At 68.8% G+C, this 26,763-nt stretch carries 24 protein-coding genes; 21 read left to right on the top strand and 3 right to left on the bottom strand.

Annotation, left to right across the window (positions count from 1 at the left end; translation table 11 throughout):
- Positions 1-5 precede the first annotated feature (5 nt).
- Genes O9335_RS04810 through O9335_RS04765 form a run of 10 tightly spaced genes read left to right on the top strand, consistent with a single transcriptional unit; the run spans position 6 to position 9,995 of the window.
- The gene (locus tag O9335_RS04810) at positions 6-410 is read left to right on the top strand and encodes a type II secretion system protein (RefSeq protein ID WP_298384334.1); all 405 of its coding nucleotides are present in this window, start codon (positions 6-8) and stop codon (positions 408-410) included.
- Positions 407-847: a type II secretion system protein gene (locus O9335_RS04805; RefSeq protein WP_298384332.1), complete on the top strand. Its 441-nt coding sequence runs from the start codon at positions 407-409 to the stop codon at positions 845-847. The genes O9335_RS04810 and O9335_RS04805 overlap by 4 nt, the downstream gene beginning before the upstream one ends.
- Complete coding sequence (locus O9335_RS04800; RefSeq protein WP_298384329.1) at positions 844-1,452, top strand: type II secretion system protein J; 609 nt, start codon at positions 844-846, stop codon at positions 1,450-1,452. Before O9335_RS04805 ends, O9335_RS04800 begins: the two co-directional genes overlap by 4 nt.
- Positions 1,452-2,453, top strand: a complete 1,002-nt coding sequence (locus tag O9335_RS04795; RefSeq protein ID WP_298384326.1) for a general secretion pathway protein GspK — start codon at positions 1,452-1,454, stop codon at positions 2,451-2,453. Before O9335_RS04800 ends, O9335_RS04795 begins: the two co-directional genes overlap by 1 nt.
- Entirely contained in the window at positions 2,407-3,780 is a 1,374-nt protein-coding gene (locus O9335_RS04790) for a hypothetical protein (RefSeq protein WP_298384322.1), read from the top strand. Before O9335_RS04795 ends, O9335_RS04790 begins: the two co-directional genes overlap by 47 nt.
- Positions 3,781-3,785: 5 nt before the next feature.
- Positions 3,786-4,460 carry a hypothetical protein gene (locus tag O9335_RS04785; RefSeq protein WP_298384319.1) on the top strand — a complete coding sequence of 225 codons (675 nt, stop codon included), beginning with the start codon at positions 3,786-3,788 and terminating at the stop codon, positions 4,458-4,460.
- The gene (locus O9335_RS04780; protein WP_298384316.1) at positions 4,457-4,903 is read left to right on the top strand and encodes a hypothetical protein; all 447 of its coding nucleotides are present in this window, start codon (positions 4,457-4,459) and stop codon (positions 4,901-4,903) included. The genes O9335_RS04785 and O9335_RS04780 overlap by 4 nt, the downstream gene beginning before the upstream one ends.
- Positions 4,896-7,004 (top strand): secretin N-terminal domain-containing protein, encoded by a 2,109-nt coding sequence (locus O9335_RS04775; RefSeq protein ID WP_298384313.1) that lies wholly within the window; start codon positions 4,896-4,898, stop codon positions 7,002-7,004. Before O9335_RS04780 ends, O9335_RS04775 begins: the two co-directional genes overlap by 8 nt.
- 8 nt (positions 7,005-7,012) lie before the next feature.
- Positions 7,013-8,752 carry an ATPase, T2SS/T4P/T4SS family gene (locus O9335_RS04770; RefSeq protein ID WP_298384311.1) on the top strand — a complete coding sequence of 580 codons (1,740 nt, stop codon included), beginning with the start codon at positions 7,013-7,015 and terminating at the stop codon, positions 8,750-8,752.
- A gap of 43 nt (positions 8,753-8,795) precedes the next feature.
- A complete protein-coding gene (locus O9335_RS04765) occupies positions 8,796-9,995 on the top strand; it encodes a type II secretion system F family protein (protein ID WP_298384309.1) in 1,200 nt (399 codons plus the stop codon).
- Here O9335_RS04765 and O9335_RS04760 read toward each other — a convergent pair.
- From O9335_RS04760 to O9335_RS04750, 3 genes are read right to left on the bottom strand one after another with little or no spacing between them, the layout of a single operon-like run.
- The gene (locus O9335_RS04760; RefSeq protein ID WP_298384306.1) at positions 9,980-11,017 is read right to left on the bottom strand and encodes a sulfotransferase; all 1,038 of its coding nucleotides are present in this window, start codon (positions 11,015-11,017) and stop codon (positions 9,980-9,982) included. The genes O9335_RS04765 and O9335_RS04760 overlap by 16 nt on opposite strands.
- Entirely contained in the window at positions 11,014-12,945 is a 1,932-nt protein-coding gene (locus tag O9335_RS04755; RefSeq protein WP_298384304.1) for a sulfatase-like hydrolase/transferase, read from the bottom strand. Before O9335_RS04755 ends, O9335_RS04760 begins: the two co-directional genes overlap by 4 nt.
- Before the next feature lie 8 nt (positions 12,946-12,953).
- On the bottom strand, positions 12,954-13,169 hold the full coding sequence (locus O9335_RS04750; protein ID WP_298384302.1) for a hypothetical protein: 216 nt from the start codon (positions 13,167-13,169) through the stop codon (positions 12,954-12,956).
- Positions 13,170-13,455: 286 nt separating this feature from the next.
- Between O9335_RS04750 and O9335_RS04745 the strand changes: the two genes are divergently transcribed.
- The 11 genes from O9335_RS04745 to O9335_RS04695 form a co-directional block, all read left to right on the top strand.
- Positions 13,456-15,828, top strand: coding sequence for a glycosyltransferase (locus tag O9335_RS04745; RefSeq protein ID WP_298384300.1), 2,373 nt, complete (start codon positions 13,456-13,458; stop codon positions 15,826-15,828).
- Positions 15,828-17,054 (top strand): hypothetical protein, encoded by a 1,227-nt coding sequence (locus O9335_RS04740; RefSeq protein WP_298384297.1) that lies wholly within the window; start codon positions 15,828-15,830, stop codon positions 17,052-17,054. Before O9335_RS04745 ends, O9335_RS04740 begins: the two co-directional genes overlap by 1 nt.
- On the top strand, positions 17,051-17,869 hold the full coding sequence (locus tag O9335_RS04735) for a 2OG-Fe(II) oxygenase (RefSeq protein WP_298384295.1): 819 nt from the start codon (positions 17,051-17,053) through the stop codon (positions 17,867-17,869). Before O9335_RS04740 ends, O9335_RS04735 begins: the two co-directional genes overlap by 4 nt.
- Entirely contained in the window at positions 17,866-18,903 is a 1,038-nt protein-coding gene (locus tag O9335_RS04730; protein ID WP_298384292.1) for a glycosyltransferase, read from the top strand. Before O9335_RS04735 ends, O9335_RS04730 begins: the two co-directional genes overlap by 4 nt.
- Positions 18,900-20,102 (top strand): glycosyltransferase family 4 protein, encoded by a 1,203-nt coding sequence (locus O9335_RS04725; RefSeq protein ID WP_298384289.1) that lies wholly within the window; start codon positions 18,900-18,902, stop codon positions 20,100-20,102. The genes O9335_RS04730 and O9335_RS04725 overlap by 4 nt, the downstream gene beginning before the upstream one ends.
- A complete protein-coding gene (locus O9335_RS04720) occupies positions 20,099-20,974 on the top strand; it encodes an SDR family oxidoreductase (protein WP_298384286.1) in 876 nt (291 codons plus the stop codon). Before O9335_RS04725 ends, O9335_RS04720 begins: the two co-directional genes overlap by 4 nt.
- Positions 20,971-21,999, top strand: a complete 1,029-nt coding sequence (locus O9335_RS04715) for a polysaccharide biosynthesis protein (RefSeq protein ID WP_298384282.1) — start codon at positions 20,971-20,973, stop codon at positions 21,997-21,999. Before O9335_RS04720 ends, O9335_RS04715 begins: the two co-directional genes overlap by 4 nt.
- Before the next feature lie 4 nt (positions 22,000-22,003).
- Positions 22,004-23,119, top strand: a complete 1,116-nt coding sequence (gene wecB / locus O9335_RS04710; protein WP_298384483.1) for a non-hydrolyzing UDP-N-acetylglucosamine 2-epimerase — start codon at positions 22,004-22,006, stop codon at positions 23,117-23,119.
- A 94-nt stretch (positions 23,120-23,213) separates the two neighbouring features.
- The gene (locus O9335_RS04705) at positions 23,214-25,112 is read left to right on the top strand and encodes an SLBB domain-containing protein (protein WP_298384279.1); all 1,899 of its coding nucleotides are present in this window, start codon (positions 23,214-23,216) and stop codon (positions 25,110-25,112) included.
- The gene (locus tag O9335_RS04700) at positions 25,109-26,275 is read left to right on the top strand and encodes a lipopolysaccharide biosynthesis protein (RefSeq protein ID WP_298384276.1); all 1,167 of its coding nucleotides are present in this window, start codon (positions 25,109-25,111) and stop codon (positions 26,273-26,275) included. Before O9335_RS04705 ends, O9335_RS04700 begins: the two co-directional genes overlap by 4 nt.
- A gap of 31 nt (positions 26,276-26,306) precedes the next feature.
- A partial coding sequence (locus O9335_RS04695) for a glycosyltransferase (protein WP_298384273.1) occupies positions 26,307-26,763 on the top strand: 457 nt, incomplete at its 3' end.

Below are 26,763 nucleotides of genomic sequence, written 5' to 3'. Positions count from 1 at the left end.
TGCTGATGCGGCCGTCGCCCGCCTTCCGCGCACGGCGCGGCTTCACCCTGCTGGAAATGTTGGTGGTCATGGCCTTGCTGGCCTTGGTGGCCGGCGTGGCCGCGCCGCCGGTGGCGCGCTGGCTGGAGAACGCCGAACTGCGAGGCTGGCGCGCCGACGTGCGCGCGCGCATCGAGCGCTTGCCCGTCGATGCCTACGTGTCCGGCGCGCCGATGGAAGTGGACGCCGCCACGCTGCTGAAGGGTTTGGCCGCGCAACCTGCCGGGGCCCGATTGACCCTGGAGCGACCGCTGCGCTACGCCGCCAATGGCGCTGCCGAAGGAGGCTGGGTTCGCCTGGAAGCGGGTGGGCAGGTGACGCGCTGGCGGGTGCAGCCCCTGACGGGCGAGCTCGTGGAGGCCGCGCCATGAGTTGGCGCCGGCAAGGCCTCCAACAGCGGGGTTTCGGCCTCTTGGAGGCGGTCGTGGCCATGGCGCTCATGGGCACGGCGGGTCTGATGCTGTTTGCTTGGATTCAATCCAGTTACGACACCGCCAACCGCTTGCGGGCCACGCAAGACCGCGCCCAGGCCCGCCTGGAGGCGCAGGCTTGGCTGATGCACCTGAACCCGGCCAAGGAACCGGAAGGCGAGGTGCAACTGGGCCGCTGGACCTTGCAGTGGCGCAGCAGCTTGGTCGAGCCGATGCGGCTGGAAAACGACTACGGGGGCGCCCTGAGCCCACGCTGGGCATTGGGGCTGTACGAGGTGCGGCTGGAGGCCAAAACCGCCGGCGATGCCGTGCAGTGGCGGCAACGCATCGTGGGCTGGCAGCCGCTGCGCGGCTGGGCGCCGGCCAAGCCCTCATGAGCGCGAACGGCGGCCCGGTGCGTGGCCTGACCCTCTTGGAAATGATGGTGGCGCTCCTGATTGCCGCCATGGCGACCACCTTGCTCGCTCAGGCCATGCGGCAACTGGCGGGGGTGGAACAGCTGCTGGAACGCAGTGGCAGTGCGGGGCAGACGGTGCTGGTGCGGCGCGAATGGCTCCGCGCGCTGTTGGCCTCTGCCTTGCCCGAGCAGGTCAACGAGCCCACGGCCTTCTTGGGCGATGCCCAGCGCCTGCAGCTGAAAAGCGCCGTGGGCTTGGCCGGCGGCGGGGCGGTGACCGACGCCGTCCAACTGCAACTCGATTACGAGCCCCGCACGCAAGCCGGGAGCCTGAGCCTGACCCAAGGTCCGGGCGCGGAGCCCGTGACCCTCCTGCGTTGGACGGGGGCGGCCCCGTCGTTCCAGTACCAAGACGAAGACGGCCGCTGGCTGAAGGCGTGGCCGCCGCAGCCTTTGGGCGAGCGCCCGCGCCGTCCGCCCCAGCGCGTCCTCGTGGACTTGGACGAGTCGGTGGGTGGCCCCCTGTGGGTGTCGGTGCTCGACAACGAGCGCAGCCGCCCCCGCTTGCGCGACTGGGTGGACTGATGATGCGCAAGCAACAGTCGGGCTATGTGCTGATCTTGGTGTTGGGTTTGCTGGCCGTGGGCGCCTTCGTGGCCTTGCGGTTTGCCGAGCGCAACGACGCGCTGCGCCGGCAGGTGCTGGGCTTCAACGAGATGGCGCAGGCCCAGGCCGATGCGGCCACGGCCTGGTCGGTGACCCGTTATTGGATGGCCACCCAAAGTTTGCAGCCCATGGGCCACGGGGACGGCATCCGGGTGCTGCGCGAGGACGGCCGCTGGTACCTCACCGCCGAAGGCGCGCAGGTGGCCGTGCAGGACCATCGCGGCCTCTTGTCGGTCAACGCCCTCGACCGCAACGCCCTGATCCAGCTCTTGGTCAACGACGGTTTGCCCCTGGGCACGGCGCAGGCCTGGGTGGACGTTCTGCAGGACTACGAGGACCCCGACAGCCTGCGGCGGATCAATGGCGCAGAGGCCGACGACTACCGGGCCCAAGGACGAAGCGGGCCGCGCAACGACTGGCTGTTGAGCCTGGCCGAGTTGGAGCAAATGCCGGGCTGGCGCGACGACCTAGTGCGCACCCGCCGCATCGCCCGGTGGCTGCACACCGCCATCAACAACCAGTTCAACCCCAACACGGCGCCCCTGCCGGTGCTGCGCGCCCGCTATGCGGGGGCGACCCCCGAACAGCTGACGGCGCTGGAAGGGCTGCGGGCCGCCGACCTGTTGCGAGAGAACCGTGCGGCCGGCCGGGCCACGGGCTTGTTGATGGACGACGAGCAGACCCTGCTGGTGCCTGGCTTCACGAGCCGCGTGACCGTCTGGGCCCCCGGATTGCCACAGGCCCTTGACTACAATCTACAGCTCACGCCGGCCGGTCAGGATGGACCCTGGCTGGTTCGCGAGCATCAACTGGCTCCGCGCCCTCTGCCCCTTGATGAGCCCACTCGCCGCGCGCTTCCCCGCTTCCCGCTCGATGCCGACCCTGGGTCGAACCCAAGCGCCCCTGCTGCTTCGCGCTGAGGGCCTGGAGGGCGACGCCGGGCGACACTGGGGTCGCGCCACCCTGGTCGTGGCGCGGGAACTGTGCCGCCTGAAATGGTTCGCCCTGGCGCACGTGCCGGCGCACGAGCGGGCCGACGCCCTTCGCGTGCAAGCACTGGCGTGGCAGCCCTTTGACGACAGCGCCTTGTGCTTGGTGCTCGGTGACGACGAGGGCTTGGCCGTGGCCTGGGACGCACGGCAGGTTCGCGAGGCCTTGGCCGAGCGGGGCGTGCGACCCGACGCGTGCAAGGTCCTGCCCGAAGTGCTGCTGCGCGCCCCCGGCGCCGACGGTCCTCGCTTGGTGCGGATGTCCGACGGCGTGGAAGGGCAGGTCTGGCGCAATGGCCGCTTGGTCGCCAGTCGCTGGTGGCCCGAGGCGCCGGCGCCCGAGGCGTGGCGGCTCTTTGCCCAGTCGCTGTCGGGCGAAGCGGCCAGCTGGCCGCTGCCGACCGTGGATGACGCGCCAGCGTGGCTGAACAAGCCTTGGGCCGTGCCGCTCGCGGACCAGGCCCACGACCAAGCGCGCGAGTCCCGCCTCGTCGACGTGGCGCTGGCGGCGCTCGTGTTCTGCGCCGGCGTGGTTGGCGCCCAATGGTGGGGCGTCGAGCGATCGTTGCGCGATCAGCTAGCCAGCAATGCCGACCAGCGGGCCCGGCTGGGACCGGTGCTGGCCGAGCGCGACGCCGCCCTGCAGCGCAGCGCGGAAGCCGGCCAATGGGCCCAGTGGCTGATCCCGACGGTGCTGCCGGTGGAGCTCTTCGAGGCCCTGCACGAGGCCCTGGCCAAGCGCCAAGTGGTGGTCAAGGAATTGGACTGGCGCGGCGACAAGCTGCGCATGGGATTGCAAGTGCCCGCGGCCTTGCCGCGCAGCGAGTTGCTCAAGGGCGTGCAAAGCGTGCGCCAGTTTGCCAACCCCACCGAGGTGCGGGTGGAGAGCGGGCGCGACTTGCTCTGGCTGGACGTGGACTTGCGGACGGCGATGCCGGGTGGGGCGCCCGCAGGGGCGCAGACGGCCAACGCTTCTTCCATTGCCGGCGCAGCGCCTCGCGCCGACACGGCGGCGGCCCCGAGCGGCCCCGCTGCTGCCATCACCACGGCACCCACGCCGGCGGCCCTGCCCCCAACCCCCCCGGCACCGGTGGTGGCTGCACGCCCGGCCCCTGCCCCCGGCAGCACCAAACCGAACGCGCCGGCGACGGCGCCTGCCGAAGCGCGGCCGCAGTTCCGCAGCAACCCCAAGCCCATCGCCATGGCCGCCAGTGGTGAAGACTTTCCTCCCCAGTCGGTGTTCGACGCCGTGAAATGACGAGCATGGCGGACACCTGGATCACCCGCACCTTTCCCGCGCTCTCGCCCTGGGTGGCGCAGTGGCAGGCCTCGGCCCGCCTGCGTTGGGGCGTGCGCTTGGTGCTCGGCATCTTGTGCGTGCACGGCCTGCTCACGTTGTTGGACGACGTTGACCAAAAGCGCTCGGCGCTCAAGGCCGCCCGCCAAGAAGGCAGCCGCTTGGCGGTCATGGGGCAAGAAGGCGACTGGGCAGCCCGGGCGCAGCAGGCGCAGGAGCAGCTGCTGGCGTACCGCAGCATGGCTTGGTCGGGCAGCGACCCGGCCTTGGGCGAAGCGGCCTTGCAAGACTGGTTGCGCAAGGTCACCACCGGGTTGGGACTGACGGTGCGCGACCTGCAGGTGGCCCGCGTCGCGTCGCCGTCGGCCGGTGCTGCCGCGACCACCGCCCTGCCGGCCGACGGCCTGACGGCCCGCGTGCCGCCGCAAACGACCGCCATGCGGGCGAAACTGATCGTGGACTTGAAACGCAGCGCCGTCATGGCGCTCTTGGCCGAGTTGCAACGCAACGAGCAATCGTTGTTGGTGGAGCGCTTGGTGTGGCGGGGCTCGGCGGTGCCGCCGCAGGTCGAGCTTCAGCTGCGCGCCCTCGCGGGGCCCAGCGCCACCACTGCCGCCAGCGCCCCGAAAGGCCAGCCATGACTGCTTGGCAACGGGGTGCGCTGTGGGTGGGCCTGTTGGCGCTGGGGGCCGTGCTGGCGCCGGGGGCCGACGAGGCGAGCAAGACGGTGGGTTTGCGGCAGTCGGCAAGTTGGGCCTTGGCCGGGATGCCCCGCAAGCCCGACCAAGCCGGCGTGGCCTTGTCGTTGGCGACTTCGGCGATGTTCGAGGCCGAAGCGCCTTCTGCCGCCCCTGGCGCCGCCGCGCCACCCCCCGACGAGCGCTGGCGCATCGCCGGCGTGCTGGGCCGAGGCCGCGAGGCCCAGGTCGTGGTGTCCTTCCGAGACCCGAGCCGCCCCACCCAGATCCTGCGCGTGGGCGACACCCTGCCCAGTGGGCACCGCGTGCAAGCGGTGGAGCCCGGCACGGTGTGTGTGCAAGTGGGTCGAAAGATTCTTCGCATTGGAGTGCAAGCCCTTGACTAATCGAACCCCGTGGTGGATCGCCCTGCGCGCCGGTGGCGCGCCGGCGGTGGCCGCATTGCTGGCGGCTTGCGCACCCCTGTCGCCCAACATTCCCGCGCCGCTTCGCGTGCCGGGCGCCGCGGCGTCCGCGCCGGTCAACGAGACCGTGGAAGCCCCGCGCACCTTGCGCACCAGCAGCACCCCCGTGCCGCCGGTCCAGGCTGCGCCGGCCGAGCCCGCGCCGGCCAAGGCCGCGGCGGGCGATGCCACCGTGGCCGCGGTGAACCTGCAGCAGGTGGCGCTGCCCACCTTCGTGCAATTGGTCTACGCCGAGGTGATCAAGAAGAACGTGAACCTGCACCCGTCGGTGGTGCAGCGCCAGGACCTGGTCACCTTCCGAACCGGGCCCGACCAAACGGCCGAACAGGTCGAACAGGCGGTGCGCTTGGTGTTGAAGTCGTACGGCTTGTCGGCCGTGGACGTGGGCGGCGTGGTGCGGGTCCTGCCCGACAACGCCGCCTTGGGCGACTTGCCGGCCATCCGGTACGGCGCCGCCTCGCCCGAAGTGCCATTGCCTTTGCGGCCGGTCTTCCATTTGGTGCCGCTGCAGGCGGTGCGCCAGACCGACGTCACGGTGTGGCTGCGCACCATGTTTGGCGACCGGGTGACGGTGATGGAGGACGCAGGCCGCAATGCGGTGCTGCTGCGCGGCAACCCGGACAACGTGCAGGCCGCCATGGAGGCCATTGCCGCCCTGGACCAGCCCGCGATGAAGGGCCGGGCCAGCGTGGCCTTGTCGCCCGCGTTTTGGTCGGCCGAAGAACTGGCGCGGCGCTTGGCCGAAGTGCTGGCGGCTGAGGGCTACACGGTGCACCCGGTGGGCAACCCGGTGACGCCGGGGGCGGCCCGTGCGCCGGTGATCTTGCTGCCGGTGTCGGCGCTCAACACGGTCTACGTGTTCGCGACGACGGACGCCGTCGCGGCCCACGTGTCGCAATGGGCCAAGGCCTTGGACCGGCCCGCCGACCGAGGCATTGGCAAGAACTTCTTCAGCTACGCCGTGAAGCACAAGGACGCCGAAGCCTTGGCGGGCACCTTGGACCGGCTGTTGTCAGGCGGTGGCAGCTCCGCCACCACCACGCCGGCCACCGGGGCCAAGCCCGAGGCCAGCGCGAGCACGCGTCTGAATTCCGTGGTCGTGGACAAGGCCACCAACACGCTCATCTTCCAGGCCAAGCCCGAGGAGTACGGGCAGTTGACGGGCCTGTTGCAGATGCTCGATCGGCCGTCGCGCGCGGCGCTGATCGAGGTGACCGTGGCCGAGTTGACCTTGAACGACTCGACCGAGATCGGGGTGGACCTGCTCGCGAGTCGCATCGAAGCGGGCGGGGGATATCGCATTGGCACGTCGGCCGGTGGCACGGCCACGGGCGCCTTGAGCATCAACGTGTTCAACGGGCTGAATGTGCCGAAACTGGCGCTCAGTGCCTTGGCCACGGACAACCGCGCGACCATTTTGTCGAGCCCGCGCCTGATGGCCCGCAACGGCGAGTCGGCCACGATCCAAGTCGGCCAAGAGGTGCCCATCGTCAGCCAGCAGCAGGCCACAGGCGTCACGACGAGCACCTCCAATGGACTCTTGACCACGGTGCAGTACCGCAGCACGGGCGTGATCCTCAAGATCAAGCCGGTCATCCATTCGGGCGATCAGATCGATTTGGACGTCCAGCAAGAGGTCAGCGAAGCCATCAACACCACGACCGGCGTGACCTCATCGCCGACGATCCAGCAACGCAAGGTCGACACCAAGCTCACGCTACGCAGCGGTGCCACGGTGCTGTTGGGCGGCTTGATTTCGAACACGGGATCGGAAGGCAAGAACGGCGTGCCGCTGCTGAAGGACATTCCGGTGGTGGGCAACCTTTTCAGCAAGCAAACGCGCAGCGAACGGCGCACCGAATTGGTGGTGTTGATCACGGCCTACATCGCGAACGACACGCACGAGGCCGAGGCCATCACCGAGGCGTTCCGCAAGTCGCTGGGCAGTTGGGCCCAGCAGCCCGCCGCACTGCGCAAAGCCGCCGAGCCCGCGGAAGGCGCCAGCGTGCCGCCCGCACCCTGAGCACCGCGATGGCTCTTCGCGACGACGTCCCGCCGGCGATCACACCGCCGCCCGTCCGGCTGGGGGAGCGCCTGCTGGGCTTGGGGCTCCTGCGCGCACCCGACCTGGAAGCCGCCTTGGCCTACCAGGCGGCACACGGCGGTCGCTTGGGCGACGTGCTGTTGCGCATGGGCGCGCTCACGGTCGACTCTCTGCTGGCCCCGCTGGCCGAGCATTTGGGCGTGCGCCCAGTGCGGGGCGAGGCCCTGAGCGAAGACGCCCTGCGGCAGGGGGCCGAGGCCCTGGGTCGCGACGCCAGCCGCCTGCACCGCCTGAAGGCCTTGGTATGGCAAGAGGACGACGGCGCCTGGTGGGTGGCCTCGCACCTGCCACAGGCCCCCGACCTGCAAGAAACCGTGCTCGCCTGCCCCTGGGGCGCGCAGGCACGCTGGGCGTTGATGCCCGAGACGGAGTTGGAGGCCTGGCTGGAGCGCTTGACGCGGCCGGCCACCGGGGCCGGGGCCACGGGGCCGCTGGACGAGCGCGCTTTGCGCGAGTTGGCCGAGGACGCGCCCGTGGTGGCCCTGGTCAACAACCTCATCGCCCAAGCCGTCGAGGCCCGCGCGTCGGACATCCACCTCGAGCCTGGTGAGCGGCAGTTGGAGGTGCGTTTGCGCATCGACGGCGTGCTGCACGTGCGCCAGACCCTGCCCATGGACCGCTACCCGGCGGTGGCCTCGCGCATCAAGCTGATCGCCGGCATCGACATCGCCGAGCGGCGCTTGCCGCAAGACGGGCGCATCTCCACCCGCGCGGCAGGGGCCGAGATGGACGTTCGCGTCTCCACCATCCCGGCGGTGTACGGCGAATCCATCGTGATGCGCCTCTTGCCCAAGAAACGCGACGACCTGTCGCTGGACCGCTTGGGCATGCGCCCGCCGCAGTTGCTGCAGTTCAAGCGCTGGCTGCACATGCCCAACGGGTTGGTGCTGGTGACCGGTCCTACCGGCTCGGGCAAGAGCACCTCGCTGTACACGGCCTTGGCCGCGACGAACGACCGCACGCGCAAGATCGTCACGGTGGAAGACCCGGTGGAATTCCGCTTGCCCCATGTGATCCAGGTGCAAGCCCAGCCCGACATCGGCTACACCTTTGCCCGGGCGCTGCGCGCCTTCCTGCGGCACGATCCGGACATCATCATGGTCGGCGAAATTCGCGACCGCGAGACCGCCGAGATCGCCATCCAGTCGGCCCTGACTGGCCACTTGGTCTTGGCCACCCTGCACACCAACGACGCCCCGTCGGCCATCACCCGCTTGGTGGACATGGGCATCGAGCCCTTCCTGGTGGCCGCGTCCCTGCGGGCGGTGATGGCGCAGCGCTTGGTGCGGCGCTTGTGCGAGGCCTGCGCCGTCGATGCCGGCGCGCCGCCCCCCACGCTGAGCGAGGGCTTGTTGGCCCGCGTCGAGGGCGCGCGACGCGCGGATGGCGAGGTGGCGGCGCCCCGTTGGCGCTCGGCCGTGGGCTGTGCCCGTTGCGGGGGCAGCGGCTTCTTGGGGCGTTTGGGCGTTTACGAAGTGATGGACGTCGACGCCGATCTGCAGCACGCCATCTCGCAGCAGGCGCCCATGGCCCGTTTGGTGGAGTTGGCCAACCGGGCGGGCCGCCGCTCCTTGGCCGACGAGGGCTTGGCCCGCGTGATGCAAGGCACCAGCACCTGGGACGAGGTGCTGCGGGCCACGGGGGGCGCGATGGAGGAGGGCGCATGAGCGCCGCCCTCGGTTGCCCGCCAACGACTACCGGGTTGCACCGATGAAGGTGCGGTTCAGCGCCCGCGACGCCCAGGGGCAGTTGCACCAGGGTCACCTGGACGCGCCGAGCGAGGCCGACGCCGTGCGCAGCCTGCAAGAGCGCGGGCTGACGCCCGTGTCCGTGGTGGCGCAGGGCGGTCTGGCGCCTACGAACGCTTCGCGCCGGCCCGTCAAGGCCGAGGACCGCGTGCTGCTGCTGCGTGAAATGGCCACCCTGCTGGCCGCTGGCGTGACCTTGGGCGAGGCTTTGCCGGGCTTGGCGCAGGCCTACGCCAAGCAGGCCTTGGGGCAGGCGGTGGCGCTGCTGGACGAGCGGGTCCGGCAAGGTCGCGCCCTGTCCGAGGCCATGGAAAGCGCCGGCTTGGCATTCCCGCCCTACGTGCTGGCCTTGGTCAAGGCGGGGGAGGCCAGCGGCGCCTTGGCCACGGCCTTGGACGATGCGGCCGAGCAGTTGGAATCGGCCCGGCAAAGCGTGGAAGAGCTCAAGAGCGCGCTGGTGTACCCGACGATTCTGGTGGTGGCCGGGGTTTTGGCCATCCTGCTGGTGTTCGTTGGCGTGGTGCCGCGGTTTGCCCCCATGCTGCGCAGTGCGCGGGCCGACGTGCCGGAGTTCTCACGATGGGTCATCGAGGCCGGCGTGTTCGTCAAGGGCCATTGGGAGTTCTTCGCCTACGCCGCAGGCGCTCTTGTCGCCTTGGCGGTGGTGGCCATGCGCCAGGCGGCGTGGCGGCAGGCCGTTTGGCAGTGGCTCACCCGGCTGCCGGCGATCGGCCCCTGGCTGATCCAAGGCGAGATCGGGCGCTGGGCGACGGTATTGGGGGCCTTGTTGGCCAACCGGGTGCCGATCGTGCCGGCCCTGGACCTGTCGGTGCAGGTGCTGTACTCGGCCGCCATGCGCGAGGGCGTGAGCCGCGCCTGCCGCGACATCCAACAGGGATCGAGCCTGGCCGACGCCTTGGCGATCCAAGGCTGGTTCCCGCCCGAGCGCTTGAACCTCATCCGGGTGGGGGAGCGCAGTGGCGAGTTGCCGAAGATGCTTCTGGCCTTGGGCAAGGCCCAACGCGAGGCCGCCCGCACCACCCAACGCCGTCTGCTGGCCTTGATCGAACCCGCCGCGATCTTGGTGATCGGCGGCGTGATCGCGATGGTGATGATCTCGGTGATGCTGGTGATCACCAGCATGAATCAGATGGCGGGCTGATCGACGCGCTGCTGCGCCTCGTCGAAGCGCTGGATGGCCGCCTGCACGTCGGCATCGAGGTCGTTCAAGGGCGCATAGGCGTCGATGCGGCCTGAGGCGGTGCGGGCCACCGCCGCCGCCAGGGCCGCTTCGTCCACCCGGTCGCTCAGTTGGAGCTGTTCGACGAGGCGGCGCACTTCGGCCGCGGGCTGCTGCCGCAGGCGCTCTTGGTGGCAGGTGGCAAAGCGGTTGTCGGGCAGGTCGTTCGACGCCAAGATCTCGGCGCACCGCCGCAGGGCCGCGGCCAAGAAGCGGTCGAGCGCGGCCGGTTCGACCTCGGTTAGTCCGTGCAGTTGGGTCATTTGGCGCCACATCTTGCGGTTCGAGGCGAACACGGACGCCCCATCGCGCAGCATCCACACGGCCTTGGCCTGGGGCAGGGCCGCCACGAAGGCCGGCCAGCGAAAGCTGTGGTTGGGCGACTTGAGCAGCACCTGCGGGTGCGGCCCTTGGATGGCGCCGACAAAGCGCCCCCACACCGACAGCCAGTCCGCCTGTTGCTGCCAGTGAGCCGGGTCCAGCGTGTGGTGCAGGGCGTCCAGGCGGTGCGGCATCCAAAAGCCGCGGTAGGCCGAGTCGACGCCCAGGCCCAGCAGCGCGAACTCGTCCTCTTGGGGCGACAGGGCGCCCAGCGCCAGGCCGTCCATGGGGCGGGCCACTGGGGTGTCCCGGCGCGGCGCGCGCTGCAACTGGAAGGCCGTGGGGTCCATGCACTGCCAGGTCCTGGGCGTGGGCCAGCCGAGGGCGGCGTGCAGCAGTTCGTGCATCACGGTGCTGCCGCTGCGCCAGGGGCCCAGGATGAACAGCGCGTGCTCGGGCAAGCTGCGGGCAGGGGCCAGTTGGGCGCTCAAGCCCGCGTTCCATGAGCCCAACCGGGCGCGCCACGCCAGGCCGGCGCGGGTGGACCAAGGCAGCTGGCGCCAAGCAGGGTCATCGCGCAGCCACGCCAGCAGGGGCTGGCTCACGGCCAGGGCGGGCCTCATGGGCGGGCCAGCCCGCGCTGGGCGTCGACGCGGGCGATGCGCTGCCGGATGGTGGTCTGCAGGCGCTGTGCTTCGGCCGGGTGCTGGGCGCTGAGGTCTTGCGTTTCCAGCGGGTCGCGGTCCAGGCGGAACAGTTGGTGTTGTCCGTCGTCGAGGTGGAGGATCAGCTTCCAAGGGCCGTCCACCACGGCCACGCGACCGCTCTGGATGGGGGCGTCACGACGTTGGCGCTCCAGGGCCATCGTGAACACCGGCGCGTCCGGCAGGTCGCGGCCCTCCAAGATGGGGCGCAGCGAGCGGCCTTCGGCGCGTGGCAGTGGCGCGAGGCCGGTCAGGTCGAGCAAGGTCGGCGCGATGTCCACCTGGCTCGCGGCTTGGTGCACCACCCGGCCTTCGGTCTGACCGGGCAGTTTGACCACGAAAGGCACGTTGGCCAGGGCTTGGTGCACCGGGACGCCAGCGTGGCCCAGGTAGCCCTTTTCGAACGACTCGCCGTGGTCGCTGGTGACGATGACGATCGCGTTCCTCAGCCAGCCTTCGCGCTCCAGGCGATCCAAGGTGCGCCCCAGGGCGGCGTCGGCGGCCATCAGCGACTCGCGGTAGCGCAAGCGATGCTGGTCGACCAACGGTTGCTGCGCGGAGGGGTAGGCCATGTTGTCCGGCATCAGGTCCGACAGGCGGTCCAGCATCCCGGGGGGCAGGAGCTTGTAGCGCGTGGACGGTGGCGGTAGGTAGGGCGCGTGGGGCGGCAGGCTCAGCGTGAACACGAACTGCGGGGCCCCATGGGCGCGTTCGGCGTCCAGGGTGGCATGCAGCGCGTCGTACACCGCTTCCGAGCGGTAAGGGCTCTGGTGCTGGTGGCGGCGTTCGTCGAGTGGGGCCAGGAAGGCCAAGCTGGCGGACACCAGGCGCGGCAGGGCGGTGTCGGGCCAGCGCGTGGCGGCAAAGCGCACCGCGTTGACCCACAGCGTGGTGGGCGCCAAGGGGGCACTGTCATAGCCCTCAAAGCTGCCCCGGTGGCGCGGGCTGCCCAGCAGGTTGTCGGTGATGAAGTGCGTGCGCCACCCGTGATCGCGCAGCACCTGCGCGACGGTGTGCTTGCGCAGCGGCGGCACGATGGTTGCATCGGGCTGGTTGGCGTGGTGCTGCCAGGGCAGCAGGCCCGTTTCCATGCTCGACACGGAGGCCGTGGTGAAGTTGGACGCCGCCTGGAACCGGGTGAAGCAGGTAGCGGAGCTCGCAAATCGGGCCAAGTTCGGCATCGTCGCGCTGTCGCTGCGGCACGCTGCCGCATCCTGGGCGGCCACGGTGTCGATGGCCAGCACCAAGATGTGGGGCTTGTCCGGCGTCGCCACTTGGGCCGTGGACGGCGCTTTGGCGCCCAGGGGCATCCACACCGGAGGGCGCCAAGCGATCAAGCCCAGCGCCGCGATGCACAAGCCCCAAGCCAAGGGCCGCAGGGCCTCGAATCCCGCCAGCAAGTGGCCGAGCGAGCGCTGCCAGCCTGTCCGCAGCATCCAAACCAGCCCGAGCGCGCCGAAGGCCGCCAGCAGCGCCAGTTTCTGCCATGGCGACAGCATCAGCACCCAGGGCGAGACGCTGCGCAGCCACTCCAGGCCCACGCGCCCCGTTTGCCGCAGCACCAAGAGGGCCAGCGGCAGGAGCACGATCGTCCAGGCCCACGAACTGGCCCGTGCCGTGCCGAGCCACCGGCCCAGGCCGATCCGAACCAGCGAAGACAGCGCCACCAAGCCGGCACAGGCCAGGATGCCCAGCGCGAGCAGCATGGCCAAGTCCCGCGCCACGAGCACGCCGCTGTTGATGAACAGCATGCCGTCCAAGATGGGCAACGCCGTGAGTGGCACGCCCAGAACGGCGGTTGCGGCGATGGCCGCCGCCCACGCCCGCAGGGGAGTGAACGCTGGCAAGCCCCGGGTCAAACCTCAGGCCGTCCTGTGATGCGTCGCCACCAACGACGGCATTGCGCCGCCACCCAACGCCGGGCCACGAGCCAAGCGCCCACGATGCCGGCGAACAGCGGCGCGAGCAGTTGGAACAACAGTCCGCCGGCATTGGGGTCGATGTAAGCGTGTGCCTGCTGCGTCAGAAGCAGCATGAAGCAAAGCACGGCGAGGCGGTGAACAAGCGACATGGGGGAGGGCACCAGATGCGGTGGCGCTGGGTGCGCAAATAGCGGCAAAGTTTAGCCCTCGGGCGGCGCAGGCCGGCCCGAATTGGGCTGCGGCCGTGCCCCACTTGCCTCCGGGCCATCGCCATGGATCACCCTGCGCCTTGGGGTGTTGTCGGCGTCGGGGCAGCCCAGCAAGCGGTCGCCCCAGGAGATTCGAGCGGCCGAGCGCCTGCGTGCTTTCTAGAATCCGCGCCCAATCTCTCGCTGGGGCGTAGCCCTCCATGGTTTGAAGCTCGCGCGCCACACATTGCTCAACCTCATCGGTTTGGGGGCCCCGCTCTTGGTGGCGGTCGTCAGCATTCCGGAGCTGATCCGGCTGCTGGGCGAGGCCCGCTTCGGCATGCTGGCGTTGATTTGGGCTGTGACCAGCTACTTCGGCCTGTTCGACTTGGGCCTGGGCCGCGCGCTCACACAGCAGTTGGCGATCGTGCTGGGCGAGCGCATGGACCACCAAGTCGCCCCGTTGAGCTTCACCGCGCTCAGCTTGATGACTGCCATCGGCTGCATCGCCGGCGTCTTGTTGTGGCTTTTGGCCCCGGCTGGCATCGCGCAGATCAAGTCGCTGCCCGATCCGGTCGACGCCATCCATGCGACTTGGGTGATGGCCTTGGCGCTGCCGGCGGTGGTGATGACCACCGGTCTTCGCGGCATGTTGGAGGCACAACATGCCTTCGGCCTGGTCAACGCCATCCGGCTGCCGATGGGCATTTGGACCTTTGCGGGGCCTTGGTTGATCGTGAGCTGGCAGGGGCCGAGCCTGACCCTGATTGCCGTCGCGCTGACGGCGGGACGATGGCTCGCGACCCTTGTGCACGCCGCGTACGTATGGCGCGTGTTGCCCCAAGTCCGTCAAGGTTGGGTGTGGGACCCAGCATGGGTGCGCCCGCTGCTGACATCCGGCGGCTGGCTCATGGTGAGCAACTTGGTGAGCCCCTTGCTCGCTTATGTCGATCGCTTTGTCATCGGTGCCTGCGTGTCTGCAGCTGCCGTTGCTTACTACACGACGCCTCAAGAGATCCTCACGAAGCTTTGGATCATCCCTGGGGCGCTCACGTCGGTGCTGTTCCCCACGTTCGCACTATTGATCCAGCGACGGGATCCTGGTTCGTGGGTGCTCTTTGACCACGCGGTGCAAGCCCTCTTTCTGGGGCTCATGCCCATTTCAATCGCCTTGGCGCTATTCGCCCCGGAGTTGTTGGGGCTGTGGTTGGGCAACGCGGACTTCGTGACACACAGCGCGCCGGTGATGCAAATCTTCACCTTGGGCATCTTGTTGAGCTGCTTGGCGCACGTGCCCGTGACTTGGCTTCAGAGTTCGGGCAACAACCGACCGGCAGCCATGGTCCATTTGGCTCAGTTGGTGATTTACGGCCCCCTGATCGGTTGGGTGGCCACGCACCACGGTCTGATCGGCGCCGCTTGGGTTTGGTTGCTGCGCATCAGCGTCGATTCGCTCGCGATGTTTTGGCTTTGTCATGTGCGGCGTCCAGCGCCCGGCATGTTCCGCCGGCCCATCCGGGTGGCCGTGGCCGTCTTGGTGACCTTGGGGGCCTACGCAGCCCTTGATGCCCCCCTGGTGCTGCGAACCGCGCTGGTGCTGGGCCTGCTGGTTGCCGGGGCTGCATTGGGCTACCGACAGTGGCTTGCGATGCGTGAGCAGCAGGCGCGCAGTCCGGCGGGCCTCGCCGATGAAGCGGTCGTCGAACCGAGGGAGCCGCTTCCGTGGGTCACCATCGTCACGCCGGTCTACAACCAAGCCGACTTCGTGGCGGAAACGGTCCAAAGCGTCTTGAGCCAAGACTACCCCCGCATCGAGTACATCGTCATCGACGACGGTTCCAGCGACGGCTCGGCGGCGGTGCTGCAGCGACTGTTGGCGCAACACCCTGGTCGCTTCACGCTGATCACCCAAAGCAATGCGGGCCAAGCGGCCACGCTGAACCGGGGGTGGGCCATGGCGAAGGGGGAGGTGTTGGCCTACCTGAGCTCCGATGACCGTTTGCACCCCCAAGCCGTTTCAAGGATGGTCCGGGCTTTGCAAGCCGCCCCTGACGTTGCAGTCGCCTATTGCGATTTCAGCCTCATCGACTCGCGGGGCGATCGCATGGCCGACGTGATGACCGAAGACTTCTCGGAGACTCGGCTCCGAGAGCAGTTGGTGTGCCAGCCAGGGCCCGGTGCCTTCTTCCGTCGGGCGGTCTACGCCAAGGCAGGTGGATGGGACGCCAACTTGCGGCAGGTCCCGGACTTTGAATTCTGGTTGCGGGCTTCTCAGAGTGGTCCCTTTCTGCGGGTCCCCTTGCTCCTTGCGGACTACCGCGTTCACGACGAGTCGGCCTCCTTTCGGCCCATGTCCGAGGCGCGAGCGGACGAAATCGTCATGGTGGTGCGTCGGCACATCTGCATGCCGGACGCCGCACCGCGCCACCACTTCGCCATGGGCATGGCCTTGGTGATCAGCGCCATGAACCACGCTCAGTCGGGCCGTGTTCGGATGGCCTTCCAACGTTTGCGCGAAGCCTTGCGCGTGCACCCTGCCATCGGTTTGCAGTTGATCGTCTGGCGCCGAATCGTTTCAGGCTTCTTCCGTCGAAGCTACTACCGCCTGGGGTCCAGCTGATGAGCAACGAATCGGGTCGCGCATGGGTCTACCCCGCGATGCTTTGGATCTTGGTCGTGCTGGCGCCCATGCCAATCTTGGGGGGGGCAACATCGCTGGGGGCTCACGTTCTGGCCATCGTCGTCTTGGCTGGCGTTGTGCTGCTTCGAGGTGGTGTTCGCGGCGTGGCGGGTGGGTGGGTGCTCGGCATCGCTGGGGCGCTGTTGGTGCACACCGTGCTGGCCTCGTTGATGTCACCTTGCCGAGACATGCTTGGGCGGTCCTTGGGCAGCCTGGGCTTGTTGCTGATGCTGATCGTTGCCACCGCGTTGGTGGCCGCTGCCTCCGGTGCTGAGCGAGGTCCCATTGGGGCAACATTGCGCTGGATCATGGGGGTAATCGTCTTGTCGGTCTTGCTTGACAAGGCCTACCTGCTGTGGACAAACGCCTCCGTCTTTATCCGGCCCAGTGGCATCTTCGAGGAGCCCAGCCATTTGGCCCTGTCATGCGCGCCCGTCTTGGCGGCTTTGGTGGTGTCGGAGCACGGAAAGGACAAGGCCGTGGGCTGGATCAGCGTCGCGATGCTGATGGGCCTCGCGGCTTCGGCCACCCTGTTCGTGTTGTTTGCCGCGTGTGCTGTTGTGGCCCTGATGTTGGCGCGTCGAGGCGGCGGGGTGCAGCGTCTTCTGCGCGGGCTGGGCGTGGCAGCCTTGGTGTTGCTGCTCGTCGCTGTGTCGCCTTACCGTGACGATTTCCTGGCTCGCATCGTGGGTCTGGGGGAGGTTTCGGCCGAGTCGAACGTGTCGAGCTTGATTTACTTGAACGGACTTCAGTCGGCACTTGCCAACGTGGAAGCTTCCCAGTGGTTTGGCCTGGGACTCAACCGGATGGGATGTGAGCCTCGGCCGGTCACCGACGTGACGCCACTGCTGGAAGTTTGGAACTTGGCCGACTTCAATTACAACGATGGTTCGTTTACTGCGGCCAAGCTCTTGAGCGAGTTGGGTGCGCTGGGCGCGCTTTGGTTGCTCGTCGGACTCGGTGTCTTGGTGGCCTTGATCCGTGCGGGCCGGCGTGAAGCCGATGCCGATCGACGTCAGCGAATGGCGCTGGCGGCGGGGGCCTTGTTGGTCATCACCTTGGGGGCCTTTGTTCGCGGCACCGGCTATTTCTCGGGCCCGTACCTGCTGGGGCTCTTTGCATTTTTTCTCTTTTGCCGGCCATCCAGCCGCCGGAGTTCGACATGAACGAAGCTTTGATTGGCGCCATCGTGGCGCGCCTTGAACGCGATGAACCGAGCTTGGCCAAGGCCTTTGCCGCGTCCGCCGCGGAGGTCGGGGTTCGGTACGTCGCCATCGACGACCTGCTGCCCGCTGAGTGGGCCGAGCAAGTTGCCAGCAAGTTTCCGCAGCCCCATCAAATGCGCCTCATGGACTCGTTTCGGGAGCGCAAGCACACCTCCAAGGACTTCGATGCTTTCGACCCCTTGATGAAGGACATCACCTTTGCCTTGCAAGACGAGCGCGTGGTCCGGGTGGTGGAGCGCATCACGGGCATCGCGCAGCAGGTGCCGGATCCCTCGCTGTACGCGGGGGGCTTGAGCGCCATGACGCGGGGGCACTTTCTTGGCCCTCACATTGACAACTCGCACGAGGGGTCGCGTCGCCTGTACCGGACCCTGAACCTGCTGTACTACGTGACGCCCGGCTGGCAGCGCGAGCGCGGCGGGCATTTGGAGCTGTGGGACACGGCGGTGCGGCGGAACGTGGTCATCGAAAGCCGCTTCAACCGATTGGCCCTGATGGAGACGACGCCGACCTCCTGGCACTCGGTTTGCCCGGTGGTGGGCGAAGGCGTTCGCCGCTGCGTCTCGAACTACTACTTCTCGCCACAGTCGCCGACGGGGCGCCCGTACTTCAACGTCACTTCCTTCAGCGCGCGGCCCGAGCAACCGTGGCTGCGGCTCTTGGCTCGCGCCGACGGCCTGGCCCGCAACGCCCTGCGCAAGCTGGTGCCCGGGGGCTTGGGCAAGCGGGACGTGTACGAGGGCCCCAAGGCTTGAACGAGTCCAGGATCTTGCTGTACGCCCCCAATGTGCACACGGGCGGGGGGGCGGTGCTGCTCGAGGCCTTGCTGCGCGGGCTGCCGGCCGGCGTGCCGGTGCTGGCGTGGCTGGACCAGCGCTCGCGCGACCGCGGGGCCCCGCTGCCCGAGCACGTGCAGGTGCGCTGGGTGGCCGCGACGGCCAAGTCGCGCTGGGCGGCCGAGTGGGACCTTCGCCGGGAGGCCCGGGCCACGGATCGCTTGCTGTGCTTCCACGGCCTGCCACCCCTGTGGCGCAGTCGGGCGTTCACGGCCCTGCTCCAGCAGAACCGCAACTTGCTGGGGCAGGTGCCCTTGCGGCAGTTCGCGCCGCGCACGCGCGTGCGCCTCTGGTTCGAACAGCAGGTGAGCCGGCGCATGCGACACCATGTCGATGTCTATTGGGTGCAAACCGAGGCCATGGCCGACGCCGTGCGGGCCTGGTGGGGCCCGTCAGGGACGCCCACCGTCCGCGTGTGCGGCTTTGCCCCGCCCCTGCCCACGCATGCGGCACCGCCGTCCACGACGCCGCGGCGCGACTTCATCTACGTGGCCGATGGCGAAGCGCACAAGAACCACCGGCGCTTGTTGGCCGCCTGGGTGCTGATGGCCGGTTCAGGGCACCGACCGAGCCTGGCGCTGACCCTGGGCGCGCGCGACGGCGCGCTGCGCGCCGAGTGGGAGGCGGGCATCGCGGCGCACGGCTTGGCCGTGGAGTTTTTGCCCCCCATGGACCACGTGGCGGTGCTGAAGGCCTATGCCGAATCGGGGGCCTTGGTGTTCCCCTCGCTCGGTGAAAGCTACGGGCTGCCCCTGGTGGAGGCCGCCGCGCAGGGCCTGCCCATCGTGGCGGCCGAGCGCGATTACGTGCGCGAGGTTTGTGTGCCGGTGCAAACCTTCGACCCCGAGTCCCCGCGTTCCATCGCGCACGCGGTCCTGCGGCACTTGCAGCTGGCGCCGACGCCGGCCGCCCCGGCCTCGGCGGCGGACTTCTGGCGTGCGTGTTTGTCGTGAGGGTGTTGATCGTCAGCCAGCATTTCTGGCCGGAATCGTTTCGCATCAACGAGGTCGCAGCCTCCTTGTTGGCGCAGGGCGCGGACGTGACCGTGCTCACCGGCCAGCCCAACTACCCGGAAGGCCGCGTGTTCTCCGGCTACCGGGCCTGGCGCGTCCAACGCGAACGCCACGTTGATGGCTACGAAGTCTTGCGCGTGCCCTTGGTGCCGCGCGGCCCGGGGGGCGCCTTGCGCTTGGTGCTGAACTACCTGAGCTTCATCGCCAGCGCGATGGGCTTCGGCCTGTGGCTGCTGCGCGGCCGGCGTGTCGACACGGTGTTCGTCTACGCCACCTCGCCCATCTTGCAAGCCCTGGCGGCCTTGTGGATCGGCCGTTGGAAGCGGGCCAAGGTGGTGGTGTGGGTGCAGGACCTGTGGCCCGACAGCCTGGTGATCACGGGCTACGTGCGTTCGCCCCGCGTGCTGGCGGCCGTGGCGGCCGTGACCCGCTTCATCTACCGACGCAGCGACCGCCTCTTGGTGCAATCGCCGGCCTTCATGGCGCCGGTGCAGGCCATGGCGGGCGCCACGCCGGTGGCGGTGCATGAGAACCCCGGCGACCGCGACGCGCCCCTGCAGCCCTTGCCCGAGGGCCTTCGCAAGCCCGCGGACCGGTTCACGCTGGTGTTTGCCGGCAATCTGGGCACGGTGCAGGCCCTGGAGACGGTTTTGGACGCGGCCGAGCAGGCCGGACCGGACCTGGTTTGGATGCTGGTGGGCAGCGGCGCTCGCAGCCCTTGGTTGGCCGCCGAGGTGACCCGGCGCGGATTGGGCGATCGGGTGCGCTTGCCCGGCCGGTTTGAGGCCGCCCTGATGCCCGCTCTGTTTGCCCAAGCGGATGCCCTGCTGGTCACCTTGAACCGCGCGCCCGCGCTGGCGCAGGTCGTGCCCAGCAAAATACAGGCTTACTTGGCCGCCGGGAGACCGATCCTTGCCGCCCTGGATGGCGAGGGCGCGCGCGTGGTGCAGGCGTCGGGGGCTGGGCTGGCGGTGGCCGCCGAAGACGCCGCGGGCCTGGCGACCGCCGCGCGGCACTTGCAATCTCTGGACGAAGGGCGGCGCGCCGACATGGGGCGCGCCGGCCGCCGTTACTTCGAAACCCATTACGAGCCGACGCAGTCGGCCCAGCGCCTGCTGGCGCAACTGCAACTCGCATGAACGCCTCGACTCCCCGCCGTGTGTTGATCCTGGGTGCCAGCGGCATGCTCGGGCACACGGCCTTGCGTTACCTGTCAACCCAACCCGAGCTGGAGGTGGTGGGCAGCGTCCGCGCGCCCCAAGCCGCGCTGCAAGACTGGGCCCCCCGGGCGCGCTTGGTGGCGGGGGTCGACGTGGAGAACCCCGACGCGCTGGCCGCGCTGCTGGCCCAGGTTCGCCCGGACGTGGTGATCAACGCCGTCGGCGTGGTGAAGCAGTTGGCCGCGGCCGACGACCCGCTGGTGGCGCTGCCGATCAACGCCCTGCTGCCGCACCGGCTGGCGCGGCTGTGCGAGCTGGCGGGCGCGCGCTTGGTCCACGTCTCGACCGACTGCGTGTTCACCGGCCGGCAAGGCGCGTACCGCGAAACCGACGTGCCCGACGCCCTGGACCTGTACGGCCGCTCCAAGCTGCTGGGCGAGGTCGACTACCCCCATGCCGTGACCCTGCGCACCTCCATCATCGGGCCGGAGTTGCGGGGCGGCGCCCAAGGCCTCGTCGGTTGGTTTTTGGCGCAGCAGGGGGAGGTCAAGGGCTTCACCCGCGCGGTGTTCTCCGGGCTGCCGACGCTCGAGTTGGCGCGGGTGATTCACCGCCACGTGCTGCCGCGTCCGGCGTTGCGGGGCGTCTGGCACGTCTCCACCGCGCCCATCGACAAGCACGCCTTGCTCGGCCTGGTGAAGCAGGCTTGGCAGCGCGAGACGCTCATTCGGCCCGACGACGCCTTGGTCATCGACCGCTCTTTGGATTCCTCTCGCTTTCGCGATGCCACCGGCTACCAGCCTGCGGCCTGGCCCGAGTTGGTGCAGGCCATGAAGGACTTTTCCGCATGAATTCGTTCCAGAACAAGACGCTCCTGATCACCGGGGGCACGGGCAGCTTCGGCAACGCCGTGTTGAGCCGCTTTTTGGCCTCCGACATCAAGGAGATTCGCATCCTGAGCCGCGATGAGAAGAAGCAGGAGGACATGCGCATCGCGCTCAAGTCCGACAAGCTCAAGTTCCACATCGGCGACGTGCGCGACCTCGACGCCTGCATGGACGCGCTGAGCGGCGTCGACTACGTGTTCCACGCTGCCGCGCTGAAGCAGGTGCCCTCCTGTGAGTTCTACCCGATGGAGGCCGTGAAGACCAACGTGGTGGGGGCCGAGAACGTGATCCGCGCGGCCATGGCCCAGGCGGTCTCGCGCGTCGTGGTGCTGTCCACCGACAAAGCGGTCTACCCGATCAACGCCATGGGCCTGTCCAAGGCCATGATGGAAAAGGTGATGGTGGCCAAGAGCCGCATTGCCGACCCCAACAAGACAGTCATGAGCGCCACGCGCTATGGCAACGTGATGGCCTCGCGCGGCTCGGTCATCCCTCTGTTCTTGCAGCAGCTGCAAGAGGGCAAGCCGCTGACGCTGACCGACCCTTCGATGACGCGCTTCCTGATGTCCTTGGAAGAGTCGGTCGACCTGGTGCTGTACGCCTTCGAGCACGCCCGGCCGGGCGACATCTTTGTGCAGAAGGCGCCGGCCAGCACGGTGGGCGACTTGGCCGAGGCCATGCGCCAGCTGTTCCGGCCCGAGGCCGAGCTGCGCGTGATCGGCACCCGGCACGGCGAAAAGCTTTACGAGAGCCTGGTCTCGCGCGAGGAAATGGCCCGTGCCGAAGACCTGGGCGGCTACTACCGCATCCCTGCCGATGCGCGCGATTTGAACTACGACAAGTACTTCGTCGAGGGCCAGCGCGAGATCGCAGAACTGGACGACTACACCTCGCACAACACCCGCCGGCTGACGGTGGAAGAGGTCAAGCAAACCCTGCTGACCCTGCCGCTGATCCAGCAAGCGCTGCGGGAGGCCGGCCGTGCTTAAGGTCATGACGGTGGTCGGCACGCGGCCCGAAATCATCCGGCTGTCGCGCTGCATCGCCCAACTCGACGCCCACACTCAGCACGTGCTGGTGCACACGGGCCAGAACTTCGATTACGAGCTCAACGAGGTCTTCTTCGAGCAACTGGTCATTCGCAAGCCCGACCACTTCCTCGGCGCGGCCGGGGCCACGGCCGCGGAGACCATCGGGCAGGTGATTGCCAAGGTGGACGCCGTGTTGGTGGCCGAGCAACCCGACGCGATGCTGATCCTGGGCGACACCAACAGCTGCTTGGCGGCCATTGCGGCCAAGCGGCGCAAGGTTCCCATCTTCCACATGGAGGCCGGCAACCGCTGCTTCGACTTCCGCGTGCCGGAGGAGATCAACCGCCGCATCGTCGACCACACGGCCGACATCCACTTGCCCTACAGCCAAATCGCCCGCGACTACCTGCTGCGGGAGGGCCTGCCGCCGGACCAAATCATCGTCACGGGCAGCCCCATGGGGGAGGTGTTGGCGCACTACCGGCCGGGCATCGAGGCCAGCGACGCCTTGGTGCGCCTGGGTTTGTCGCCGCAGCAGTACTTCGTGGTCAGCGCCCACCGAGAAGAAAACGTGGACGACCCGGCACGCCTGCGCCGCCTGCTGGGCATCGTCAACGCGCTGGCGCAGGAGCACCAGCTGCCCGTCATCGTGTCCACCCACCCGCGCACCCGCAAGCGCCTGGAGGCGGTGGACGACGTGGCCATGGACTCGCGCGTGCAGTTCCTCAAGCCTTTCGGCTTTCTCGACTACGTGCAGTTGCAGCGCCAGGCCCGGGCCGTACTCAGCGACAGCGGCACCATCACCGAGGAAAGCAACATCCTGAACTTCCCGGCAATGAACCTGCGCGATGTGCACGAGCGCCCCGAGGGCTTCGAGGAGGGCGCCGTGATGATGGTGGGCCTTGACCTGGAGCGCGTGCGCGACGGCTTGCGCGTGTTGGCCCAGCAGCCGCGCGAGGCGCAGCGCCTGGTGCGCACCGTGGCCGACTACACCCCGGCCAACGTGTCCGACAAGGTGCTGCGCATCGTCCTGAGCTACACGGGTTTCGTGCGGCGGCGGGTGTGGGGCCAGGCCTGAGCGCACCCGGGTGCGCCGCCTAGAATTTGCCGGTTTCCTGTTCCAAGCCGCCCGGTGGGGCGGCTTGCTTTTGTCAGTCACCATGATCCAAGCCATGCGCCTCCTCTTGATCGTGCCGAGCCTGTGCGGGGCCTTGATCGCCGCGCCCGCCTGGGCGCAGCGGGTCATCCCCACCGACGTGTCGCCCGCCGCCGGGCCGGTGCAGATCCAGCAGCAGCCGGAGTCGCGCGAGCAAAAGGCGGCCAAGGACGACAAAAAGGCCAAGCGGGCCCGCGGCGAGGGCAACGACGGCAAAGCCGAACGCGACACCGTCGAGCCCTGGGTCTTGCCGCTGAGCGAGTTCGAGCGCCACGTCACGCGCTTGGCCGCGACCGCCAAGACGGAGCGCGACCTCAAGGGCGAGCCCATCGAATGGGTGCGCCGTTACGGCAGCGAGCTGCTGTGGGCGCCGGTCAGCAACGAGGGCGAAGTCGACCAGGCCCTGGTGGCCGACGACTACATCGTGGGCCCGGGCGACGAGCTGATCGTGGACATCTGGGGCAGCGTGTCGGCCAGCTTGCGCGCGAAGGTGTCGCAGCGCGGCACCCTCTCGCTGCCGCGCATCGGCAGCGTGGGCGTGGCCGGGGTTCGCTTCGCCGACCTGCCCAAGGCGCTGCGCGCGCGGGTGGGCGAGCAATTCCGCAACTTCGAGGTGGCCGTGAGCCTGGGCGAGATCCGCCAAGTGCGGGTGTTCGTCACCGGCTTCGTCGTCAAGCCCGGCGTGCATCTCGTGTCGGCCGCGGCCGGCATCACCCAGGCGCTGGCCGCGGCCGGCGGGCCGTCGGCCGTCGGCTCGATGCGTCAAGTTCAGCTACGCCGCAAGGGCGTGCTGGTGGAGACGCTGGACCTGTACGACCTGCTGTTGCGCGGCGACCTGAGCACCGACCCCCGGCTGCAGGCCGGCGACGTGCTGCACGTGCCGGCCGTGGGTCCGCAAGTGGCGGTGATCGGCAGCGTGAACAGCCCGGCGGTGTTCGAGCTCAAGGGCGAAGAGTCCGTGGCCGACCTCCTGCGCATGGCCGGCGGCTTGGCGCCGGTGGCCAACCGCGAGCAGGCGGCGGTGGTGGGTCTGGGGCGCAATGCCCCGGCGCGCGCGGTGGAGCTGTCGCAAGCGGCGCGGCTCAAGTTGCAGGCCGGTGAGGTGCTGCGCATCCACAACGTGTCCGAGCTGAACCTGCCCGCGCTGGCGGGGGCGCGCCGCATCCGGGTGGAGGGCGAGGTCAAGCGACCGGGCGATTACGTGCTGCCCGCCCAGGCCACCTTGCGCGACGCCGTGGCCGCCGCGGGCGGCATCACGCCCCAGGCCTACCTGTTCGGGTCGGAGTTCAACCGGGAGTCGGTGCGACTGACGCAGCAAGACGCCTATGACCGCAGCCTGCGCGAGCTGGAGGCCGAGTTCACGCGCGCCGCCGTCACGCGCCGTGAGCGCCTGGGTCCGCCTGGTGAACAGTCGAATCCTGCTCAACCTCTGATCCACGCCCGCATCATCGAGCGCTTGCGCCAGGTGCAGCCTACGGGCCGCATCGTGCTGCAACTGCAGCCCGATGCCACGGAATTGCCAGCCATCCCGCTGGAAGACGGCGACCGCCTGCTGGTGCCTTCGCGGTCGGCCTCGGTGCACGTGTACGGCAGCGTCTTCAACACGGGCAGCTTCCTGTACCAGCCTGGCACGAAGCTGGGCGACTACCTGAAGCAGGCCGGCGGTGCCACCCGCAACGCCGATAGTGGCGAGGTCTTCGTGCTGCGCGCCGACGGCTCCGTCGTGAGTGCGCGCCAGGCCGAGTCGGGTTGGTGGCGTCAGGGCCTGCAAACCCTGCCGGCCTTGCCGGGCGACACAGTGTTCATGCCCGAGGAGCTCGACAAGATCCGTTGGTCGACGGCGCTGAAGGACTGGGCCCAGATCGTGTCGCAGTTCGGCCTGGGGGCCGTGGCTTTGAAGAACTTGACCCAATGAGCGACCTCGCCGCACCGCACCTCGAGCCCGCTGGCCCCGGCCCTCTGGACTACCTGCTGGAAATCGCGCGCTCGGCGCGCTTGCTGGTGGGCGGTTCGCTCGCCGCGGGGGCTTTGGCGGTGGCCTTGAGCTACGCCGTACCGCCCACCTTCACCGGCGCCACGGTGGTGCTGCCGCCTGCCCAGGCCAGCGGCGGCGGCGCTGCCGCCTTGGCCTCGCTCGGGGCCTTGGCCGGGTTGGCCGGCGGTGCCGGCGGCGTGCGCAGCTCGCTCGACCAGTACGTGGCCTTGATCCAAAGCACCACGGTGGCCGATCGCATGATCGACCAGTTCAAGCTGATGGAGGTCTACGACGAGACGCTGCGCATGGACGCCCGCAAGCAGTTCTGGAAGAACCTGCGCGTGACGGCGGGCCGTCGCGATGGCCTTATCACCATCGAGGTGGACGACCACGACCCGCAGCGCGCGGCCGACATGGCCCGCGCCATGGTCGAGCAGTTCCGCCGCATGGCCAGCGAGATCGCCGTCACCGAGGCCCAACAGCGTCGTGTGTTTTTCGAAAAGCGTGTGGAAGAAGTTCAGCGTCGCCTGGAGGAGGCCCAGCAAGCCTTGACCTCGTCGGGCTTCGCGGCCAACCTTCTCAAGGCGGAACCCAAGGCGGCGGCCGAGAGCTACGCCAAGATGCGGGCCGAGTTGACGACGGCCCAGGCCCGCTTGCAGGGTTTGCGAAGCACTTTTTCTCCTCAGGCTGCCGAGGTTCGGCAGCAGGCCTCGCTCGTGGCTGAGTTGCAGGCCCAGTTGCGCGACCTTGAGAGCCGCCAAGACGCGCCCAAGGCCGACGAGGCTGCCTACCTGTCGCGCTACCGCGAGTTCAAGTACCAAGAGGCCCTGTTCGAGCAGTTCTCGCGTCAGCTTGAGCTGGCGCGGGTGGACGAAGGCCGCGAAGGCGGCATCTTGCAGGTCGTCGATGTTGCGCAATTGCCCGAACGCAAGAGCAAGCCCAAGCGGGCGTTCGTCGGCATCGGGGTGAGCGTGCTGGTGGGCTTCCTTATGTTGGCCGGGGTGCTGGCGCGCTTCCACGTGCGCCACAACGACCCCGGTGGCCATCAGCGTCGCCTGTTGAGGGACCTGGGGCCGGCCGTGCTGCGTGGCCGATCCGGCTGATTCGATGTCTTGGTTATTTGGATCGGCCTTCGTGGCCTTCGCCGTGGCCCTGGTCCTGGCCTTACTGCTGGTCCGCTCCGCCCGGCTGCACGTCGGCTGGTCGGGTGACCTGGACCTGGACGGCCCTCAAAAGTTTCATGACCGCCCGGTGCCACGGGTTGGCGGCCTGGCGGTATGGGGCGGCATGCTGGCGGGTACCTTGTGCTGGGTGTGGGATCAGCCGGAGCATCGCTGGTGTTTTGGCGTGCTGCTGGTGGCGAGTACGCCTGCATTCCTGGGCGGCCTGCTAGAAGACGTGACGAAAAAGGTACGCCCCGCGATGCGCATGGGCGCCGTCGTCATCGCTGCCCTGCTGGCGGCCTGGTGGTTGGGTGCCATCCTGTATCGCACCGATATCCCGGGCATCGAGACCCTGGTTTCGACCACCCTTGGAGCCCTCGCGGTCACGGTGTTCGTGGTGGCCGGTGTGGCCAACGCCATCAACATCA

The sequence above is a fragment of the Inhella sp. genome, from assembly GCF_027532025.1.
Taxonomy (GTDB): Bacteria; Pseudomonadota; Gammaproteobacteria; order Burkholderiales; family Burkholderiaceae_C; genus Inhella.
This window is presented reverse-complemented; position numbering and strand designations above follow the sequence as displayed.

Bases quoted from the DNA above. Each gene is read 5' to 3' on its own strand.
- O9335_RS04810 (WP_298384334.1), top strand. From the start codon at position 6: ATGCGGCCGTCGCCCGCCTTCCGCGCACGGCGCGGCTTCACCCTGCTG.
- O9335_RS04805 (WP_298384332.1), top strand. From the start codon at position 407: ATGAGTTGGCGCCGGCAAGGCCTCCAACAGCGGGGTTTCGGCCTCTTG.
- O9335_RS04800 (WP_298384329.1), top strand. From the start codon at position 844: ATGAGCGCGAACGGCGGCCCGGTGCGTGGCCTGACCCTCTTGGAAATG.
- O9335_RS04795 (WP_298384326.1), top strand. From the start codon at position 1,452: ATGATGCGCAAGCAACAGTCGGGCTATGTGCTGATCTTGGTGTTGGGT.
- O9335_RS04790 (WP_298384322.1), top strand. From the start codon at position 2,407: ATGCCGACCCTGGGTCGAACCCAAGCGCCCCTGCTGCTTCGCGCTGAG.
- O9335_RS04785 (WP_298384319.1), top strand. From the start codon at position 3,786: ATGGCGGACACCTGGATCACCCGCACCTTTCCCGCGCTCTCGCCCTGG.
- O9335_RS04780 (WP_298384316.1), top strand. From the start codon at position 4,457: ATGACTGCTTGGCAACGGGGTGCGCTGTGGGTGGGCCTGTTGGCGCTG.
- O9335_RS04770 (WP_298384311.1), top strand. From the start codon at position 7,013: ATGGCTCTTCGCGACGACGTCCCGCCGGCGATCACACCGCCGCCCGTC.
- O9335_RS04765 (WP_298384309.1), top strand. From the start codon at position 8,796: ATGAAGGTGCGGTTCAGCGCCCGCGACGCCCAGGGGCAGTTGCACCAG.
- O9335_RS04760 (WP_298384306.1), bottom strand. From the start codon at position 11,017: ATGAGGCCCGCCCTGGCCGTGAGCCAGCCCCTGCTGGCGTGGCTGCGC.
- O9335_RS04750 (WP_298384302.1), bottom strand. From the start codon at position 13,169: ATGTCGCTTGTTCACCGCCTCGCCGTGCTTTGCTTCATGCTGCTTCTG.
- O9335_RS04740 (WP_298384297.1), top strand. From the start codon at position 15,828: ATGAGCAACGAATCGGGTCGCGCATGGGTCTACCCCGCGATGCTTTGG.
- O9335_RS04735 (WP_298384295.1), top strand. From the start codon at position 17,051: ATGAACGAAGCTTTGATTGGCGCCATCGTGGCGCGCCTTGAACGCGAT.
- O9335_RS04720 (WP_298384286.1), top strand. From the start codon at position 20,099: ATGAACGCCTCGACTCCCCGCCGTGTGTTGATCCTGGGTGCCAGCGGC.
- O9335_RS04715 (WP_298384282.1), top strand. From the start codon at position 20,971: ATGAATTCGTTCCAGAACAAGACGCTCCTGATCACCGGGGGCACGGGC.
- wecB (WP_298384483.1), top strand. From the start codon at position 22,004: ATGACGGTGGTCGGCACGCGGCCCGAAATCATCCGGCTGTCGCGCTGC.
- O9335_RS04705 (WP_298384279.1), top strand. From the start codon at position 23,214: ATGCGCCTCCTCTTGATCGTGCCGAGCCTGTGCGGGGCCTTGATCGCC.
- O9335_RS04700 (WP_298384276.1), top strand. From the start codon at position 25,109: ATGAGCGACCTCGCCGCACCGCACCTCGAGCCCGCTGGCCCCGGCCCT.